Source organism: Nonomuraea sp. CA-141351, assembly GCF_050944675.1.
In the GTDB taxonomy this organism is placed as follows: Bacteria; Actinomycetota; Actinomycetes; order Streptosporangiales; family Streptosporangiaceae; genus Nonomuraea.
The window spans coordinates 5,075,562-5,093,722 of the sequence record NZ_CP191982.1; the positions used below are offsets into that span (position 1 = coordinate 5,075,562).

Sequence of the window (18,161 nt, forward strand, 5' to 3'; positions counted from 1 at the left end):
GCTGAGCGCCGAAGAGGACACTGCCGGTACGGCATGAGCAGGCCGCGCAGGGCGCCCGACCTCGGGCCCCCGGCCGTTCGAGGTAGCGCCGGCCCGCTTCAGGCGCCTCCGCGAGGTAGGCGGCGCGCAGCATGGAGCCTGGCCTCGTACACCGCGCGGGCTCGTTCGTGCAGATCGCGGTGCGCCGCGCGCTGCGCGGCCGTGCTGAACTTGCCGTCCGATTCCAGCAGCGGCTCCAGGAGCTCCAGCCAGCGAAGGCACCACTCGACATCGGCCCGCCGGGCGATGTGATCTGCGATGTACACCGGGCTGGTGTGCGCGTAGACCCCCGCAGGATGCAGGGACCGGGGATGCGGCCCGCCTCCCGCCACGGCCACCACGTACGTCGGCTCGCGTACGACGATCTCGGCGGTGAGCAGGCCGGGGCCGCCTTCCGCGAGGACGCCGTCGGCGGTCCTGAGCTGGAGCCACTCCACCTCGGGGCCGATGGTCCGCGCGGCGATCACGATCGTGTCGCCTTCGGCCGCCTGGACCGTGTCGCCCGGCTGGTGGCCGCCGACGTCGAGTTCGAGCCAGGGTCCCGTGGTGGCGAACGTGCGTCCCCGTCGTACGGCCTCGGCGAAGGACTGCGCGGTCAGCGGCCCGTCGACCCGGGCGTACACCCGCTCCCAGCCGGGCGGGCTGGAGGCGGTGCCGCGCCGTGAGATGGAGAGGACCGCGTCGGTGCCGGCGGTCACCGCGAGCCGGTTGCCGGCCCCGACGAGCCGGCGGTAGACCACGGCGGTCGCCTGGATGGAGGAGTGATTGAGCACGTCCAGGCTGTCGATCAGGCCGAGCGCCGCGTCCACCACGATCTCCCTGGCCGAGCAGTTGCGACCGGCGGCCACGGCCCGCTCCGGAGGGTCGGTCTCGCTCAGATCGGTGTGGAACGGGTGACCGTAGCCGGTGATCGCGCCCAGGCCGCGCAGCTCCGCCAGCGGCGCGCTGTTGGGGTGCGCGTCCGGACTGTCGCCGAAGCCGCTGTGGAAACGGGCGGGCACGTCGGCGAGGCCGAAGGCGCTGACGTGGCCGAGCAGGTCATTGCGGTACTCCACGCCGAACCGGGCGACGTGCCTCTCGTCGGACCACGGCAGGTCCCGCCCGACCCACTCCTCCAGCAGCTCCCGGTCATAGACGCGCTCGCCCGCCACGTTGCCCGCGACCAGGTTGAGCACGTGCAGGTCCTCGCCGATCTGCGCGGCGGCGGCACGCTCGGGGGTCGCCGGGTCGTCGCCCATCCAGTTGAGGTGGACGTGCAGGTCGCCGCCGTACCAGCCGCGGGCGGCCGCGTCGTGGATGCGTTCGGGGGTCAGCTCGACGGTCAGCTCCTCTCCCGGCGACGGGGCCACCTCCACCGTGGCCGAGCCGTACTCCATGCCGCGCGTCACGGACACAGTGAGCGGCTCGGCGGGGACGTCCACCACCAGGTCGTCCCCGTGGAAATACGGTCGCAGGTGGGCATCCACCGCACGAACGGCGCCCTGCGGATACCAGCCCTGCCCGCCCTCGCCGGTGACGGTCCACCTGCACGGGAACCCGGCCCGCAGCCGCACCCGGGCCGCGGATGCTCTCCTGGCGAGGCCGGAGAGGTCGATCCGCTCCCCGGCGATCACCGTGCTGGCGCTGGTGATCGCCACCAGTTCAGCACCTCCCGGTGGAACGACGTGCGCGACGCCGTCCACGATCACGGTGACCTCCTCCGCTGTGCCGGAGTCCAGCAGCAGCGTGGTCCGAAGCGGCGTGTCGTCCAGTACGGCCAGCATCCGGGCCTCCAGCCGGACGCCCTCGGGAGTGAGCCGCAAGGCCGCCAGGTTGTCCGGGACGTCGCCGCCCAGCGCGTCCCGCACCACGCGGTCCAGGTCGAGCTCGCCCATCCGCGCGTCCATGTCGCGGCGCGCCCCACCGAGCTGGCGGAAGCAGGCGGCCCAGTAGTCGTGGCCGTTCATGAGGTAGGCGCTCGTGGCCACCTCTCCGACGTAGGGGATCAGTTCCTCACCCCAGGTCACCCCATGTCGGTCGCGCAAGTGGCGGTACTCCTGCACGGATCCCCCTCGAATTGTCGAAAGCAGGGCCCGGATGTCCTCGTCCCCGGGTTCCAGCCGCGCCGCGTGCTCCAGGTCCGGCCGCGCGCTCTCCTGCTCGCGCCGCTCAGGCCGAGCACATCGTCGCCGTCGACTTCCTGTATGTGGACAGGGTCAACCTCACACGCCTGTACGCCCTGATCATGCTGGAACACGGTAGCCGCCGCGCCCACCTGCTCGGCGTCACCGCCAACCCCACCGGCGCGCCGGTGTTTTGTGAGTACTCGCATGCCGCTGGACTGCATTGTGGAGCAGCAGGTTTCCGCGAAGACCATGCTGCGGGGTCTGTCACTTTCGGGGCCGTCGCCGGGTCGGCCGGGTGCCCGGCACCCGCGTGGGGGTACCGGGCAGACGCTTGGTCAGCCCCGTGAGACCCTCAGCGGGAAGGTGCCGGGACCGATGTTGCCGAGCGTGGTGGTGTTGGCCGCGAGGTACTGGTCCAAGTACGGTGAGCGGTCACCCTGCGTCGGCACGTCGAACCTCGGTGCCTGCACGTCCAGGGCCAGCCGCGCGTCGGAGACCTTGATCGTGTTGCCCGAGGGCACGTCCCGCCAGCGGCCGGAGTCGATGGTCCCGATCTGGACCCCCAGCCGGTGCCCCCGCTCGAAGGTCCAGTCGGTCGACTTCAGGTCGAACGAGATCGGTCCTCGGCGCTCCAGCAGGGCGACGTTCTCGTCGAACATCGTGGCCGTGCCGTCCGGAGCGACGTCCCACAGGCGGACCATCACGTTCCCGCTCGTACTCGCGTTGAGCCTGATCCTCGGCGTAGCGGTGATCCGAAGGGTCTGGGGCGCGGGCGTGGACCAGGTCCAGAAGCTGCCGGCGGCGGCGTCGCCGCGCTTGGCCATGTTCTTCTCGGCGCCGGACAGCGGCTCGATCCGCGGCGCGTGCTCCATGTCCCAGCGGCCACCATCCGCCTGGGCGGTCGCCGTCGAGCCGCCTCCGTCGTCGACGTACTGGCCGGAGGAGAGCCGTGCGTCGTACGACGTCGCGATCACAGGCCAGGTCGGCTGGGCACGCCAGCGGCCGAGGCTGTCCTCGACGGCGTACGCCGGGTCGGTCACCGACGGGGCGATACCGCGAAGGTACTGGTCATAGAAGCGCATCACCTCGTCGAACCAGCCGGCACGCCCCTGCAACAGCCGGCCGTTGGCGTCGGTGTCGTTGCCCCGCACGTGCTCCCACTGGCCGAGCCAACCGCGTTCCCTACTCCGATGGTTGTCGAGGTACTCCTCCATGTCCTCAGGCTTGGTGTTGGGCTCGATGAACCCCTGGGTCACGAATAACGGCGTCCTGGTGCCCGCCGCTTGAGCGGCCAGATTGCGGGCTCTCCAGTACGCCGAGTGCGGGTCGGGGTTGTTGTTGTTGGTGAGGTTGTCGCTCAGGCACTGCGGATGACTCTCCTCGTATGCCGCGTTCGCCTTGTACCGGTCGCTGTCGTCAGCCATCGAAGGGATCGTCGCGATCGAGTTGTACGCCTCCGGCGTGCCCGTGACGTTGGGGCGCGGAACCTTGTTGCTGAACAAGTAGTTGTACATGTCCCAGACTGGCTCTTGCGCGACGACCGCCTTCAGGCTTTCCCGCTTGAGGTTGTTGCCCACCAACCCGGTGACGGCGTCGTACGACTTGCCGTACATGCCGACCTTGCCGGTCGACCAGGGCTGGCCGGCCGCCCATTCGATGGCTGCCCGGACGTCGGCCTGCTCGCCCGGGCCGACCCAGTCCAGGCACCCGGTGCTGCCGCCGAAGCCGCGCAGGTCGACCATCACGAAGGTGTAGCCGCGCGCCATCAGGTCGGCGCCGTCGATGAAGTCCTGGAAACGCGCCGACGGTCCGACCCTGTCCCACCCCTCGGGACCCGTCTGACCCGCGTGCGCGAAGTAGGGGCCCACCGAGAGGATCACGGGCGTCTTCGCCTCGGCCGGCAGGTGTGCCGGGCGGAGCACGTCGGCGTGCAGCTCGACACCACTGCCGTCCGAGGACGGGAAGTACGCCTCCGTCCACGCGGCGCCCTCGGGAACCCGCGGGTTCTCCTCGTGCGTGACCGGGTCCCCAACTGCTTCAGCCGCCGCTCTGTCCTGGGCAGACGCGGGTATTCCGCCCGCGGTGAGGGTAGTGATGGTGACCAGTGCACCGGCAGCCGCAGCGGCCGACGCCTTCCCGCGAATGTTCATAGACACTCCCGTGATCATTGGCTGGCGATGGGAGGGTAACGATTTTCTCCGGATTTGTCTCCACTTGACCTTTGGCGTGGATTGGCCGTGGAAGAGGTGAGCGGTGCGGCGGCCGCGGGCGCATACCGCCCGCGGCCGCCGGTGGGTTCACTGGACAGTGATCTTGTCCACTTCGACCGTTATCCCCCTCACCTGCGGTGTCGAGGTGGCCGTCGTCACCTTGCCGACCCCCGTACTGACCCCCTTGACCTTCATCGAGTAGGTCAGGGTGCCGCCGGGAACCGCCGGTGTGCTCTTGATGACCAGGTCTTCGGTGGGTGGCCCGGTGATCTGGTCACCTGCCGTGCCCTCCGCGTTCTCGGCGCCCACGGTCAGGCCCGCGGCGGCGGGCGGGGCGCCTGGCAGGTGGGCCGGGTCGTAGGCGTAGCTGATGTCCTCGGCGCCGTTGACCCCGATCCACTGCTGGAACACCTTGGTGTCGGTGGTGCCGAAGATGTTCACCTGCCACTCCACCACCACCCAGCGGTTGACCCCGTCCGTCAGGACCGTGGCGAGGATGCCCGGGGCGCCGGTGCCGTCGAGGTCGGTCCAGTAGGAGGCGAGCACGTTGTTCGGCCGCGCCGGATCGGGCAACGACTGCGGCAGGAAGACGATGTCGTCGCCGCCCGCGGTGCCGCCCGCGACGCTGTAGCCGTTGGAGGTCACCCCGAGCCTGGTGTAGGTCTGGCCCGCGAAGGTGAAGGCGGGCACGGTGAGGTTCAGCGCCTGCTCGTCACCGATCGGGATCGGGGTGACGCCGAAGGCGTCCAGAGGGAGGTAGCCGGCTGGTCCCGCACCGGGTGCGATCGTCGGGCGGGCGGGCTGCGTGGCGGCCAGGGTCGCCTTGGTGGTCGCGATCTGGCTGCCCACCTTGGTGGCCCCCGTGACGCTGTTGAGGCGCAGGCGGGCGTCGAGCGTGGTGAGCGCGGTCACCTCCGCGTTCTGGAGCGTGTTGTTCTGCACGGTGACCGTGCAGGTGGACTCGCCGGTGTTCCTCGCGATGGCAGACGGCGCGCAGGTCTGGTCGACCGGCACCGTGCCTTCCTGGCGGAAGAACGCGACCGGCAGGTGCAGCGCGCGCGAGCCGCCGACCTGCTTGAGGTTCACCTGGCCGAAGTACTGCCCGTCGGGCAGCTCCGGCGCGGTGATGATCACGCTCAGCTTGGCGCTCTTGCCCGGCGCGACGGTGATCCGCGGCGGCAGCACGGTGATGTCCGCCCCGCTGACGGTCGTGGCCGAGGCGGAGAAGGTGAGCGACTTGCTCGTGGTGTTGGTGACCGTGCGCTTGGCGGTGATGATGCCCGGCATGGTCGGCGCGTTCACCGAGGGCAGGTTGAGGTCGATCCGGTCAAGCGGGTCGGCGGCCGAGGCGATGAAGTTGGCGGCGCTCTCGTCCAGGGTCAGCCCGGGGTCACCGGCCTTGGTCAGGTCGATGCGCCCGCCGCCCATGTCGAACGGGTCCGCCGGCGTGGTCCGGTCCGGCTTGGTGACGGCGGTCTTGGCCGTGGTCTCCAGCGCCGACTTCACCTGTCCCGGCGTCCAGGTCGGGTGCAGGGCGAACACCAGCGCGGCCGCGCCCGTCACGTGCGGCGCCGACATCGAGGTGCCCTGGATGACCTGGTAGAGGTTGCCGGGCGGCCCTTCGAGCGGCGACTCGGGGGTCGGGGTCATGCCCGCCAGGATGTGCAGGCCGGGCGCGGTTACGTCCGGCTTGAGGAAGTCCCCGCCGGGCCCGCGCGAGGAGAAGTACGTCATCACGTCGCCCTGCCAGCTGGCCTTGACGCTCTGGGTGAACGACGCCGTCGCTCCCGGGTGGGCGGCCAGGAAGGCCATCAGCGTGTCGGTCTCGGGCTTTTCGATGTGCACGGACGGGACCCAGTGGGCGTCGGTGAAGACGTCGAACGGGAAGGCGTTGTAGAGGATCATCCCGGCCGCGCCGCCCTGCATGACGTTGAAGCTCTTCAGCACCCGGTTGGGGCCGCGCTCGCAGGCGACGATCTTCCCGGTGAAGAGGCCGGCCGGCGCCGGGGCGTCACACAGCGGGCGTGAGTACGGCGGCGCCGACGCCAGCACGACCGGCAGCGGCGAGGCGAGACCCCCGGTGACGGAGGCCCCCTTGATCGTCGCCGTGGCACCGCCGCCGGACAGAGTGATCGTGGACTGGAACGTCCTGGTCTGGGTGGAGGCGGCCACCGTGGTCACCCACGGGCTGCGGTGGTCGGTGGTGTTCGCGTCGGGACCGGAGTTGCCCGCCGACGCCGAGACCAGCACACCCGCCGCGTACGCGTCCAGGAAGGCCAGCTCGACCGGGTCGCTGTACGGGTCCGTGCCGCCCGAGATCGAGAAGTTGATGACGCGTACGCCGTCCAGGATGGCCCGGGCGACGGCTTGCGCCGAGTCGGACGGGAAGCAGCCCTCCGCGCCGCACACCTTGTAGACCGAGACCTCGGCGGCGGGCGCGATGCCGTGGATCGGGCCGCGGCTGATGCCCATCGGGTTGGCGTCGGCCACCGCGCCGCCCGCGGAGGTGCTGGCGGTGTGGGTGCCGTGCCCGTTGGAGTCACGGGCGCTGTCGGGGTAGACCTCGCCGCCGAAGACCGCATTGTACGTCTCCAGGAACGGCTGGCCGCCGATCAGCTTGTTGTTGCAGGTGAACGGGTCGTTGGCCGGGGTGAGCGGGTTGTCGCCGAAGTCGCACACCCGCGGCGTGCCGTCCTTGGTCGGCCCCGGGGCGGGCAGGCCGGGCTTGGCGGCGAAGGACGGGTGCTCGGGCCAGGCGCCGGAGTCCAGGACGCCAACTATCACGCCCTTGCCCGCGGAGTCGCTGCCGCCGAGCTGGTTGTAGATGGTGTCGGCACCGATGAAAGCGGGGCTGGAGTCGGTCAGCAGCTGCTGCGGCTTGTCCTCCTGCACGGCGACCGCGCCGGGCAGCTTCAGCACCTCGGCCGCCTTGTTGCCGGCGATCCTGAGCGCGATGCCGCCGTACACGGTCCTGATCCGCTGGCCGACCACCGCGCCGGGGACCTTCTTGGCCAGCTCGCCGAGGAAGGCGTTCTCGACCTCCTGGATGTGCTCGCCGTACTTCCTGGCCTCGGTGCTCCTGGTGTCGAGGGCCCTGCCGGTGGTGGCGGGGCTGGTGGCCGGCAGCCCGGGCAGCCCGCCCCGGTAGGCGGCGAGCGAGTCGTAGTCCAGCTTGACCACGACGTTGACCGGCGCCGGTGACGTGTTGCGCAGGAGCGCCTGATCGCTCTTGGCGAGCTTGCCTGTCGGGGACTTGGCGCCCTCGACCAGCTCGGCGCCGGTCAGGGGAATGGACCGCCATTTCCCGGGCGGCGGCGTCGGCGTGGCCTGTGCTGCGACCGGGCTCATGACGATCACGACACTGAGCCCGACGGCCATCGACGCCAGCCGTCGTACACGGGATAAGCAGGAACGGGATAACACGGAGGACCTCCTCGTCGAGGGGCTGCGTGGCCCGCCCGGGAGGCGTCATGTCACCCCGATTTCCGGCACACCGGAGAGATCACTGACCCTCCCCGGTGGGTGACGAGCTGGACCGCCGCCCGATCAAGGCGGATCAGTCCGAATGGGAGTGTAATCAGCAGTGATCCAGCCGATAACGTACCGACTTGCCAGAATCAGGCCGACAATCCGGCACATTTCGCGATGGAACTCCAGCCCGTTCCGTCTTCTCACGTGATCGGACAAGTGTGCGTCAGCGACTGTCTATGGCTCCTCTTTTAATGATCTTTTCGACAGGGCGTAAAAGACCTTGTTTGCGACGGATTATCACGTGATCAGGAGCATGCGTTGGTGGGTGATCTGGCGTGAAACACGCAGAAGTTTCATGCGATATCCACCGGGAGGCAGGAGATCTGACCGTCACGGGTAGCGACGACGATGTGCCGCGGATCCGTCCAGGCCAGTGCGCTGATCTCGGAACCGGGGGCCCACGTCCGCAACGGAGACATGGCGCGGCTCGGGCGTCCTGTCGCCGGACGCCACAAGAAGAGGTTGCCTTCCCTGCCCCCGGTGGCGAGGACGCCGGATCCGCCGGGCCGCCAGGCGAGGGCGGCGACGCCGTCGTGGCCGGGCAGCATCCTCGGAGTGGTGCCCGCGGGGCCCTTGCCGGAGAAGTCCCAGACCGTGACCTCAGGAGCGCCGTCGGCGGCGAGCCAGCGCCCGGTGGAATCGAAGGCGAGGTGGGAGACCTTCTGCGGATAGCCCGACATGGTGAGTTCGGCGCCGTCGCGAGCGCGCCAGATGTGGATGCTGGAGTCCTGGTTGCCGGTGCAGATCCAGCGTCCGTTCGGGGTGACCGCGATGGCCAGGTGTGATCCGCCGTAAGGGTAGGTGGTGACGGGGGCCGCCTGGTGACGCTCGTGGCAATAGACACCGTTGTAGGCGGTGACCGCCAGGCGCCTGCCGTCGCGCAGCCAGGCCAGGTCGGTGACGGTGCTGGGGGCGGCGACCGTACGCCACAGCTCCTGCCCGGAGGCGTCGAGCACGACGGCGGTGCGCCCGTCGGCGACGGCTACCCGGTCCTGGGTGGCCCAGCGGACACGGGCGGACCATCGGCCGCTCTTGTGCAGGAGCGCCTGCTTGCTCTCGACCTGCCAGACGCCATAGCCGAGGGGCCCGGTCACCGCTAGGTGGGAGGCATCGGGGGACAGCGCGACGTCCAGCATCCCGCCTGGCAGCAGGTACGTACCCCGCGGCTGCCCGGTGGCCGCTTCCAGCAGCCACGCAGTTCCGTCGGCGCCGCCGATCGCGATCAGGCCGCCAACCGTGTTCAGTGCTACCGGGGCGTCGTCCACACTGGTGCGCCAGGCGGCAGCGGTATGAAGCGCCGTGCTCATGCGGCGGCTCCCGTCAGGCAGGCGGCGAAGCCGCGTTCCAGCTCGTCGCGGTCCAGGTCGCGGCCGATGAAGACCAGCCGGTTGATCCGCTCGCCGTCCCAGACCTTTCCGGGGGCACCGTCGAAGAGCATGTGCACACCCTGGAACACGTACTGGCGGTCCTCTCCGTCGACGGCGAGGATTCCCTTGGAGCGGAAGATGTCGGTGCCTTTGGTCGACAGCAGGTCGCCGAGCCAGACGTTGAGCTTGTCGACGACGACCTCTCCGGGGATCTCGATGCCGACGGAGGTGACGCTCTGGTCGTGCTGGTGGTCGGTGTCGGTCAGGAAGGCAGGGTCCGTCTCCAGCACCCGGTCGAGGTCGAAGGCGCCGACGTCGAGGATCTTGTCGAGGTCGATCTTGGCCTGGTGGGAGGGGATGATCTCGGCGAGGGCGTTGATCTGTCGCAGCCGGTCCCTGACCGCGCAGAGGTCGTGCTCGCTGACCAGGTCGGTCTTGTTGAGCACGATGCGGTCGGCGAAGGCGACCTGCTCGATCGCCTCGTTCTCCACGCCGTCGGGTTTGGCCTCGTCCAGGTGCCGGCGGACGTGGGCGGCGTCGACGAGGGTGACGATGGCGTCCAGCCGCAGGCCGCGCTTGATCTCGTCGTCGACGAAGAATGTCTGGGCGACCGGGGCGGGGTCGGCGAGGCCGGTGGTCTCCACGACGATGCGGTCGAAGCGGTCGCGCTGTTTCATGAGCGCGCCGAGGATGCGGATCAGATCGCCGCGTACGGTGCAGCAGATGCACCCGTTGTTCATCTCGAAGATCTCTTCCTCGGAGTCGAGCACGAGGGCGTCGTCCACGCCGACCTCGCCGAACTCGTTCTCGATCACGGCGATGCGCTTGCCGTGCTCCTCGGTGAGGATCCGGTTGAGCAACGTGGTCTTGCCCGAGCCGAGGAATCCGGTGAGCACGGTCACCGGCACACGGTTGTCAGACATGGTTGTAGTCCTTTCTTGGATGAGGTACGGCTGACGCGCGGCCACGAGGACGGTGCTGGGACATAGCGGGCTGGTCCATGGCTTCAGCGCCTTCGGAGGCGACGTGCGGCCTGCGCCAGCAGGAAGAAGACGACGAGGGTCAGCACGACCGTGGCGCCGGATGCCAGGCGCCAGCCGTACATGATGGAGGCCCGATAGCTGACCTCGAGCCCCGTCCAGGCGGCGATGGCCGCCAGGACGCAGGCGAACGGGACGATCACGGGCAGGCGGTCGCTCAGCAGCCGGGCGGTGGCGGCAGGCACGATGAGCAGCGCGAGCACCAGCAGAGTGCCGACCGCTCTCGCTCCGACGACGACGACCAGCGCGACCAGCACGTTGAACAGCAGATCCAGCAGCCCTGACCGGTAGCCCTGCGCGCGGGCCGTCACCGGGTCGAAGGCGATGAGCACCAGCGGCCGCCAGCAGACGGCGAGAGCGGCCAGCACGATCGCGGCGAGCACCGCGGTCTCCGCCAGCTGCGTGGTGCTGGTGAACAGGACCCGGCCGAACAGGAACGCGGTCAGGTCGGCGGTGTAGGACCGGCGCTGGGAGATCAGCACTACGCCGAGCGAGAACATCGTGGTCAGCAGCACAGCCAGACCGGTATCCGCCCGGACCCGCGCCGACACCGCGGTGAAGACGATCGCGGTGAGCACGGCCGCCGCCAGGGCCCCGGGCAGAACCCCCGGCTCCCCGGCCAGCACGAACCCCGCCGCCACACCAGGGAACACCGCATGCGCCGTGGTGTCGGCGGCGAACGCCACACCGCGCAGCATGACGAGGACACCGACCGGACCGGCCAGCAGGGCCAGCACGAGGAGCACGACCAGCGCGCGCGCCATGAACGGAGCGTCCAGGAGGGTCATGGCGTCATCGCCTGGAAGAAATGGTCGGGTTCCAGCACCTGATCCGGGGGGCCGAAGGCACGCACGGTCCCGTTGAGCAGGCAGACCAGGTCACAGGCCCGCCGGGCGAGAGCGAGATCGTGGGTGGCGAGCATGACCGTCGCGCCGACAGAGCGAAAGCCGGCCAGGGTCTCCAGGATCGACTCCTGGCTGGCGGAGTCCACGCCGTTGAACGACTCATCCAACAGCAGCAGCCGCGGCTCGGCGGCGATCGCCCGGGCGAGCAGGACGCGCTGCCGCTGGCCCATCGACAGCGTGCCGAACCGGTCCTTCGACCTGGCGGCCAGACCGACCCTGTCCAGGGCCGATGCGGCGAGCTCCTGGTCATGACGACGGGGGCGCCGGAGCCAGCCGATCGAGCGGTAGCGGCCCATGAGCACGACCTCGCCCGCGGTGACCGGGAAGGAGGCGTCCAGGGTGTCGGCCTGGGGTACATAGGCCACCTCGCGGCGCGCCCGCGCCGGCTCGCGGCCGAGCACGCGCATCACGCCGCCGCTCTCGACCAGTCCGAGTACGGCCTTGATGAGCGTGGACTTTCCGGCGCCGTTGGGGCCGATGAGAGCCAGGGCGCCGCCGTGCGGCACGGTGAGCGTCACATTCGTGAGCACGGTCCGGTGGCCGTAGGACGCCGTCACCCTCTCGCAGGTGACCGCGGCCTCAGCCACCGAGGGCTCCGACGATCACGTCGGTGTTGTGGCGCATCATGCCGAGGTAGGAGTCGGCGCCCGTTCCCGCGGGGCCGAGCGAGTCTCCGTACAGGGAGTTCTCACCTCCCACGACCTGCGTTCCGGCTTCGGTGGCGAGCGCCTGGGCGGTCTTGGGGGGCAGGGTGGACTCGGAGAAGATCGCCTTCACGCCGGCCTTCTTCACGGCGGCGACCAGGTCGGCCAGGTCCTTGCCGGTGACCTCGGCGGAGGTGTCGAAGCTCGGGATGATCGCGCCGACGTAGGTCAGCCCGTAGCGGTCGAGGTAGTAGCCGAAGGCGTCGTGGTTGGTGACGATCTTACGGTCGGCCTCGGGGATGGTGGCGATGCGCTGCTTGATCCAGCCGTCCAGCCGGTCGAGTTCGGCGTCATATGCCTTCTGGCGCTGGGCGTACGCAGCCGCGTGCGCCGGGTCGGCCTGGTTGAGTGCCTTCTCGATGTCGGCCACCATGATCTTGGCGTTGGCCGGGTCGTGCCAGATGTGCGGGTCGTGCTCGCCGTGCTCATGACCTTCCTCCTCGTCGTGGCCCTCGTGCAGCGTGACGCCTTGGCTGGTGTCGACGACCGGGCCGGTGTAGCCGGCCGAGGCGATGGCCTCGTCCAGCCACGGCTCGAAGCCCACGCCGTTCTTGACCACGACCTGAGCGGTGGCCAGGGCCTGCAGGTCGGCGGGGGAGGGGTCGAAGTCGTGCGGGTCCACGTTGGGGCGCAGGAGCTGGGTGACCCGTACGGCGTCGCCTCCCACCTGCCGCGCCAGGTCCGCCACCTGGGTGGTCGTCGCCACGACGCTGATCGTGGTCTGTGCCTTCGTGGCTGGTATGGCTGTGCCGCCGCACGCCGCGGAAACCAGGAGCGCCAGGATCGCGGCGCCCCGGCGCAGTCGCTTGAACACTTTTCTCCTCGAACAGGACTGGTGCTTGCGGCCTCAACCATGTAGAAAATGAAAACCGTTGTCAAGCGAGTGGTGATGGATGTGATGAAGGAATCGCAGTGGAGCGCAGTGCTGGGCGGGGCGGGAATCAGGGTGACCAGGCAACGGGCACGTGTGCTGGACACGCTGGCTCGCCACACACAGCCGGTCACCGTCCAGGAGGTGCACGCCGACCTGCTGGCGCGAGGAGAACCCATCGGCCTCACCACGGTGTACCGGGCGATATCTGCGCTCGTAGAGGCCGACCTGGTGCACGCCTTCTCCCAAGCGGATGAGACCACCTATCGGTTGTGTGGTCCGGCACGGCACCACCATCTCGTCTGCCGGATCTGCGGCCTGGTGGTGGAGCGGCGCGAGAACGACGACATGGGAGGCTTCATGGCCGAAGAGATCTACGGCGTGTGCGCCACGTGCGTGGCGGCGCCATGAGCGCCTTCGCCTGGCGAGGCCTGGTCGAGCTGACCATGGTCGGCGCGATCTGCGGCGCGCTCGGTGTGCACGTGGTACTACGGCGCCTGGCCTATACCGCCGACATGCTCTCGCACGTGATGCTCCCTGGCGCCGTCGCGGCCGGCCTGGCCGCCGTGGACATCCGGCTGGGAGCCGCCACCGCGGTGGCCGCGGCCGGCGGAGCCATCACCCTGCGCCGGACCACCGTCGCCCCAACCGGAAAAGCCGCGGTCACCGGAGTGATCGTCAGTGGCGCTCTGGCCACCGCAGCCGTCCTGGCCTCCGCCTCTGACGGCTTCCGGGTGGACCTCGCCGCCGCGCTGGTCGGCTCGCCACTGACCGTCACCACCTCCGACATCGCGGTGTTCGCCGCCGTCGGCTTGCTGGTGATCGCCACGCTCACATTGCTGGCCAAAGAGCTGCGGCTGTCCGCCTTCGACCCCATCGGCGTCCAGGCGCTCGGCTATCCGTCGCGCCGGCTCGACGCCGTGCCGCTGGTACTGCTCGGCGTGGTGGTCGTGGCCGCCGTGCCGGCGGTCGGCTCGATGCTGCCACTCGCCCTGCTCGCCGGGCCCGCCGGAGCCGCGCTGTTGTGGACTCGCCGCCTCCTGCCGGCCATGGTGCTGGCCGCCCTGCTCGGCGCTGCGGCCGGAGCTGCCGGACTTGCCCTGTCTCTGCACTACCGGCTCGCGACCGCCGCCACCGTCGCCTTGCTCTGCGGCCTGATCTTCCTCGCCGCCTTCACCATGAACCTCAGGAGAAACGGGGGTCGAGCAGCCACGGATCCACGTCGCGGCTCCCATTCGCCCAGTTAGGGGTCTCCTCGATCAGCCCGCCGACGGCTTCTGCAATCCTGCAGAGACTTCCAGAGCGTGGACGAGAACCGTCGTGCACGAGCGGGCAGTTCCCTGGGATCGCTACTTCTCATTCGGAAATTCCCGTTCCTACGAGTGAGGTGGCGTCCAGTTCGTCCATTTTGCGCTCGCTGCGGAGGTGCTGGAAGGTGGTGCGCACCCGTTCGACGGTGAATTCGTCCAGGCCGGTGAGCATGCCGCGGAAGCCGCTGCCGAGAGCGATCCGCCAGGAGAGCATGGGGTCCAGCGGGATGCGCAGGGGTGCGCGGGTCACGGTGACTTGCGTCAGTCCGCGGGCGGTCAGCCACGCGACCAGTTTCTGCTCGGTGTCGATCCGCGACACCGCCTGCTTGCTGGGGGGCGGGCCTATCTGCACGTCTCGTACGCGCTCGACCGCTTCGGTGAAAAGCCGGCCGAGGTCCTCTATCGCTCCTTCGGCCCAGGTGGTGATGACCAGCCGTCCGCCTGACCGGAGCAGCCCGGCCAGGCGGGAGGCCGACGCGTCCATGTCGGGCAGCAGGAACACGCCGTGGACGCATTGCACCACGTCATAAAGGTGACCCTCGTGAGGTTCCCAGGTGGTGGCGTCGGCTTGGATGAAGCGCGCGTTGTCCAGCCCTTCGAGTGCCGCGCGGCGCCGGCCTTGGGCGAGCAGTTCTGCGGCGAGGTCGATGGCGTCCACCTGCCCCTGCGGCCCGGTCGCCTGCGCGGCCGGGATGGCCGAGGCGCCCGCGCCGCAGCAGACGTCCAGCACGCGTTCGCCCGGCTGGATCTGGGCGGCCGTGACCGTCGCCTCTCCAATGCGGTCCCACAGCAACGGTGAGACCTCGGCGTATTCGGTGGCGGCGCTGTCGAAGACGCTGCCGATGCCGGTAGATGTCATAGGGATTCTCCGTCCGTGAGGGTTCGGACCCGTTTCGTGTGGCGCGGTGCGCAAGGCCGGCGCAGTTCGCGATCGACCGCCACCGCTTGTGCTGCCCGTCACCGTCTGTCAGGCGGGTGCCGCTGCGGTCGACCTGGTTCTCCAGCCTGTGCGCGTGCGCTGGGCGCCGATGGCGCGGCAGGCCAGGTAGATGGTGAAGGAGATGGTGGTGACGCAGGGGCTGATCGGAATGCTGCTGCCCAGGGCGAGCAGGGTGCCGCCGACCATGGACGTGATGGCGATCACCTGGACCTTGTCGCCGCCGATCTGCTGGGCGATGTCGCCGTACACGTTGGTCGAGGCCACCACGGTGACCGGCGCGGAGGCCGTCGCGGCGGCGGGGGTGCCGGAGGCTGAGGGAGACGATGAAGATCCGCAGGCTGCCAGCAACGGTACTCACGAGGTGATGGGACGTAGCCGGAGCTCCTGGTCGGCGGTGTGGGCGAGGAGTTCGTCGTCGTGGGTGATGAGAATGACGATGGCGCCCTCGGCGGCGAGGTCGCGCATGACCTGGGTGATGGAGTGGAGGTGGCGGCGGTCGACGCCGGAGCTGGGCTCGTCGAACACCACGATCCGGCGGGCGCTGAGGCGGGCCGCGGCGACGACGAGTCGTTGTTGCTGTCCTCCGGACAGGGAGAGCGGGTGGCGAGTTCTGTGGGGTTCGAGGTCGAGGTCTCGCAGGAGCGCGTGCGAGCGGAGCTCGTGCTCGGTGTCCCGGGGTGCGCCGAGCTGGAGTTCGGCCTCGACGCTGTCGGTGAACAGTTGTCGTTGTACGTCTTGCATGACGATCGCGCTGGCGCGCTGTCGCTGCGTGCGGGTGAGCCGGCGTCCGTCGAGGAGTATCTCGCCTTCGTGCCGTTGCAGGCCGGTGAGGATGCGGGCGAGGGTGGTCTTGCCCGCGCCGTTCGGGCCGGTGATCGCAGTGACGGCCCCGGCCGGAAGGTGCGCCTCCTCGATGTCGAGTACGCGGCGGCCGTGGAAGGCGCAGCGGATGCCGCGCAGGATCAAGCCGGTCTCGGGCGTCGTGGCGGGAGTGGTGTCATGGTCGACGCTCGGCCCGTGCGCGTGGGCTTGGACGGCCTTGGGACGTGGAGGCGGTGTGAGGCCGCGCAGTCCTTCGGCGCGGAGAGTGTCGTCGTCCAGAGCAGCGAACTGCTCGCCTGACCATTGGGCGTGGATGCGGCCGTTGCGCATGGCGATGACCCGGTCGGCGACGCCGCGCAGGAAGTGCAGCCGGTGCTCGGCGATGACGATGGTGGCTCCGTCGGCGCGCAGCCGCGTGAGCGTGGCGGTGAAGTGTTCGATCGCGGCGGCGGAGAGGTTGGAGGTGGGCTCGTCGAACAGCAGCAGGGGCGGGTGATGGGTGGCCGCGGCGGCGCAGGCGACCTGTTGTTGCTGGCCGCCCGACAGGTCCCGCAGCCGGAGGCCGGCGAAGCCACTCAGTCCGTGGTCGTCGATGGTGGAGGTGACTCGTTGGCGGATCCGCCCGGGGGGTTCGCCGAAGTTCTCCATGGCGAAGGCGAGTTCGGTCTCGGTGCTGTCGGTGAAGAACTGGCGGCGGGGATGTTGCAGCACGGTGCCGGTGCGGCGGCCGAGCTGGTCGAGGGGCAGGTCGGTGACGGCTTGCCCGTCGAGGTGGACGGTGCCTTCGAAGTCGCCGTCGTGGAAGTGGGGGATGAGGCCGTTCATGAGCCTGAGTGCGGTGCTCTTGCCGGATCCGCTGGGGCCGCACAGCACGACCGTCTCGCCGCGCCGTACGTGCAGCGTGAGGTCGTCGAGAGTGGGGGCGTCCGCGCCGGCGTAGGTCCAGCGCACGCCTTTGATGTCGATCACCACAGCACCGTGGCCGTGGCCAGTGCCGCCGCGACCAGCACGGCGGCGAGATCAGTGGCGCTGAGGCGCGGTGGGTGCATGGCGGTGGGTCTTGCGGTGGAGCCGAGCCCACGGAGCAGGGCCGAGGCGGAGAGGTCCTCGGCGACGCGCAGGCTCGAGGCGATGAGGGGAACGGTGAAGTGCTCGATGCTCAGCGCAGGGTGGCGGAGCATGCCGCTCCATCCGCCGATGCCGCGCAGCCGCATGGCGTCGTGGACGGCGCGGGCTTCGGTGACGATCGTGGGGAGGAAGCGGAGCATCACGGCGGCGGAGACGGTGATGGCGCGGGGAATATGGGCGGCGCGGAGCGCGGCGGTGAGCTCGGTAGGTGTGGTGGTGCGGATCAGGTGCAGGGCGACGCCGCCGACGGCGGCGAAGCGCAGCACAAACGCGGCAAGGGTGGCGGCGATGCCGATCACAGGATGGGGCATGGCCAGGGGCAGCAGGTAAGCGACGGCCGCGATGGCGGTGGCGGTGAGCGGCAGGGCGAGTGCGCGGGCCCATGCGCCTTCGCCAAGTGCCAGCAGCGTGCCGAGGACGAGGGCGCCGGGGATGAACGGTGCTCCGCCGGGCGCCATGACGACCAGGCTGGTGACGAGCACGAGCAGGGCTTTGGTACGGGGATCCAGCCGGAGCGCCCGGCGGGCACGGACGGTGCCGGCGCGCTCCGGGAGGGTGAGCGGGGTTGAGGTCACGCGAGTCCGGCCTTCTCGAAGTGCTTGCGCAGCAGCCGCAGGCCGAGGAGCCCGCCGAGGAGGCCGAAGACGACCGTGGAGAGGTCGAACGCGATCAGTACCGTCGGGGAGAGCAGCGCCTGCATCTGGCTGGTGTAGTCGGCTCCCATCGCCTGCATCGAGGGGCTGGAGAAGTAGTCGTCGGGCGCGTAGAAGATCGGCATCATCGGGCCGACGTACCAGGCGGAGTAGGCGGCGTAGGCGAGCACGCTCAGGCGGCGGGAGCGGTAGCGGCCCGCCCAGATGATGGCTTCCGCGATGAGCGCGCACACGACGGTGATCGCGAAGCTGATCGGGGGATGGCCGGTGAGCATGAGGATCCCGGCGGTGATGAGCGCGAAGATCGTGACCATGCCCGCGTGGCGCACGCGGGTGAGGAACAGCATGAACGGGATCCCGCACGCCACGATGCTCGCGGGAAGCGAGATGAGCACGGCGATCGGGCCGGCGAAGCCGAGCATGTTGATGGCGTAGAGGACGACGAGGTAGAGGGCGCCGAAGATGCCGATGTTGATGAGGTCCTTCGGGCTCATGCGCACGTCGAAGCGGTGCTCGGCCGGTGTGGTCGTGGTCAT

15 protein-coding genes are annotated in these 18,161 nt (G+C 69.8%); 2 read left to right on the forward strand and 13 right to left on the reverse strand.

Annotated elements, in window-relative coordinates; translation table 11 throughout:
* Nucleotides 1-98: 98 nt before the first annotated feature.
* From ACQPWU_RS24025 to ACQPWU_RS24060, 8 genes are all read right to left on the reverse strand, one after another.
* Nucleotides 99-2,063 (reverse strand): CehA/McbA family metallohydrolase, encoded by a 1,965-nt coding sequence (locus tag ACQPWU_RS24025; RefSeq protein ID WP_433443768.1) that lies wholly within the window; start codon nucleotides 2,061-2,063, stop codon nucleotides 99-101.
* A 416-nt stretch (nucleotides 2,064-2,479) separates the two neighbouring features.
* Nucleotides 2,480-4,294 (reverse strand): CocE/NonD family hydrolase, encoded by a 1,815-nt coding sequence (locus ACQPWU_RS24030; protein WP_433443770.1) that lies wholly within the window; start codon nucleotides 4,292-4,294, stop codon nucleotides 2,480-2,482.
* Between the two features lie 147 nt (nucleotides 4,295-4,441).
* Nucleotides 4,442-7,702 carry a S8 family serine peptidase gene (locus tag ACQPWU_RS24035; protein WP_433443772.1) on the reverse strand — a complete coding sequence of 1,087 codons (3,261 nt, stop codon included), beginning with the start codon at nucleotides 7,700-7,702 and terminating at the stop codon, nucleotides 4,442-4,444.
* Nucleotides 7,703-8,178: 476 nt separating this feature from the next.
* The gene (locus tag ACQPWU_RS24040; protein ID WP_433443774.1) at nucleotides 8,179-9,192 is read right to left on the reverse strand and encodes a WD40 repeat domain-containing protein; all 1,014 of its coding nucleotides are present in this window, start codon (nucleotides 9,190-9,192) and stop codon (nucleotides 8,179-8,181) included.
* Nucleotides 9,189-10,175 carry a CobW family GTP-binding protein gene (locus ACQPWU_RS24045; protein ID WP_433443776.1) on the reverse strand — a complete coding sequence of 329 codons (987 nt, stop codon included), beginning with the start codon at nucleotides 10,173-10,175 and terminating at the stop codon, nucleotides 9,189-9,191. Before ACQPWU_RS24045 ends, ACQPWU_RS24040 begins: the two co-directional genes overlap by 4 nt.
* An 83-nt stretch (nucleotides 10,176-10,258) precedes the next feature.
* Complete coding sequence (locus ACQPWU_RS24050; RefSeq protein ID WP_433443778.1) at nucleotides 10,259-11,080, reverse strand: metal ABC transporter permease; 822 nt, start codon at nucleotides 11,078-11,080, stop codon at nucleotides 10,259-10,261.
* Nucleotides 11,077-11,784 carry a metal ABC transporter ATP-binding protein gene (locus ACQPWU_RS24055; RefSeq protein ID WP_433443780.1) on the reverse strand — a complete coding sequence of 236 codons (708 nt, stop codon included), beginning with the start codon at nucleotides 11,782-11,784 and terminating at the stop codon, nucleotides 11,077-11,079. Before ACQPWU_RS24055 ends, ACQPWU_RS24050 begins: the two co-directional genes overlap by 4 nt.
* On the reverse strand, nucleotides 11,777-12,715 hold the full coding sequence (locus tag ACQPWU_RS24060; RefSeq protein ID WP_433443781.1) for a metal ABC transporter substrate-binding protein: 939 nt from the start codon (nucleotides 12,713-12,715) through the stop codon (nucleotides 11,777-11,779). Before ACQPWU_RS24060 ends, ACQPWU_RS24055 begins: the two co-directional genes overlap by 8 nt.
* Nucleotides 12,716-12,763: 48 nt before the next feature.
* Here ACQPWU_RS24060 and ACQPWU_RS24065 point away from each other — a divergent pair, with 48 nt between their 5' ends.
* Both ACQPWU_RS24065 and ACQPWU_RS24070 read left to right on the forward strand, forming a co-directional pair.
* Nucleotides 12,764-13,183, forward strand: coding sequence for a Fur family transcriptional regulator (locus ACQPWU_RS24065; protein WP_433443784.1), 420 nt, complete (start codon nucleotides 12,764-12,766; stop codon nucleotides 13,181-13,183).
* The gene (locus ACQPWU_RS24070) at nucleotides 13,180-14,019 is read left to right on the forward strand and encodes a metal ABC transporter permease (protein WP_433443787.1); all 840 of its coding nucleotides are present in this window, start codon (nucleotides 13,180-13,182) and stop codon (nucleotides 14,017-14,019) included. Before ACQPWU_RS24065 ends, ACQPWU_RS24070 begins: the two co-directional genes overlap by 4 nt.
* Nucleotides 14,020-14,128: 109 nt before the next feature.
* Here ACQPWU_RS24070 and ACQPWU_RS24075 read toward each other — a convergent pair whose 3' ends face one another.
* The 5 genes from ACQPWU_RS24075 to ACQPWU_RS24095 all read right to left on the reverse strand — a co-directional run bounded on the left by ACQPWU_RS24075 (nucleotide 14,129) and on the right by ACQPWU_RS24095 (nucleotide 18,161).
* Complete coding sequence (locus ACQPWU_RS24075) at nucleotides 14,129-14,941, reverse strand: class I SAM-dependent methyltransferase (protein ID WP_433443790.1); 813 nt, start codon at nucleotides 14,939-14,941, stop codon at nucleotides 14,129-14,131.
* Nucleotides 14,942-15,049: 108 nt separating this feature from the next.
* Nucleotides 15,050-15,370 carry a hypothetical protein gene (locus ACQPWU_RS24080; protein ID WP_433443792.1) on the reverse strand — a complete coding sequence of 107 codons (321 nt, stop codon included), beginning with the start codon at nucleotides 15,368-15,370 and terminating at the stop codon, nucleotides 15,050-15,052.
* A gap of 6 nt (nucleotides 15,371-15,376) precedes the next feature.
* Nucleotides 15,377-16,813 carry an ABC transporter ATP-binding protein gene (locus ACQPWU_RS24085; protein ID WP_433443794.1) on the reverse strand — a complete coding sequence of 479 codons (1,437 nt, stop codon included), beginning with the start codon at nucleotides 16,811-16,813 and terminating at the stop codon, nucleotides 15,377-15,379.
* Entirely contained in the window at nucleotides 16,810-17,547 is a 738-nt protein-coding gene (locus ACQPWU_RS24090) for an energy-coupling factor transporter transmembrane component T family protein (protein ID WP_433443797.1), read from the reverse strand. Before ACQPWU_RS24090 ends, ACQPWU_RS24085 begins: the two co-directional genes overlap by 4 nt.
* Nucleotides 17,544-18,161, reverse strand: coding sequence for an MptD family putative ECF transporter S component (locus tag ACQPWU_RS24095; RefSeq protein WP_433443799.1), 618 nt, complete (start codon nucleotides 18,159-18,161; stop codon nucleotides 17,544-17,546). Before ACQPWU_RS24095 ends, ACQPWU_RS24090 begins: the two co-directional genes overlap by 4 nt.

Excerpts from the sequence above, each read along its gene's own strand:
- ACQPWU_RS24045 (WP_433443776.1), bottom strand. The coding sequence starts at position 10,175 with ATGTCTGACAACCGTGTGCCGGTGACCGTGCTCACCGGATTCCTCGGC.
- ACQPWU_RS24095 (WP_433443799.1), bottom strand. The coding sequence starts at position 18,161 with ATGACCACGACCACACCGGCCGAGCACCGCTTCGACGTGCGCATGAGC.
- ACQPWU_RS24050 (WP_433443778.1), bottom strand. The coding sequence starts at position 11,080 with ATGACCCTCCTGGACGCTCCGTTCATGGCGCGCGCGCTGGTCGTGCTC.
- ACQPWU_RS24075 (WP_433443790.1), bottom strand. The coding sequence starts at position 14,941 with ATGACATCTACCGGCATCGGCAGCGTCTTCGACAGCGCCGCCACCGAA.
- ACQPWU_RS24035 (WP_433443772.1), bottom strand. The coding sequence starts at position 7,702 with ATGAGCCCGGTCGCAGCACAGGCCACGCCGACGCCGCCGCCCGGGAAA.
- ACQPWU_RS24070 (WP_433443787.1), top strand. The coding sequence starts at position 13,180 with ATGAGCGCCTTCGCCTGGCGAGGCCTGGTCGAGCTGACCATGGTCGGC.
- ACQPWU_RS24040 (WP_433443774.1), bottom strand. The coding sequence starts at position 9,192 with ATGAGCACGGCGCTTCATACCGCTGCCGCCTGGCGCACCAGTGTGGAC.
- ACQPWU_RS24065 (WP_433443784.1), top strand. The coding sequence starts at position 12,764 with ATGAAAACCGTTGTCAAGCGAGTGGTGATGGATGTGATGAAGGAATCG.
- ACQPWU_RS24030 (WP_433443770.1), bottom strand. The coding sequence starts at position 4,294 with ATGAACATTCGCGGGAAGGCGTCGGCCGCTGCGGCTGCCGGTGCACTG.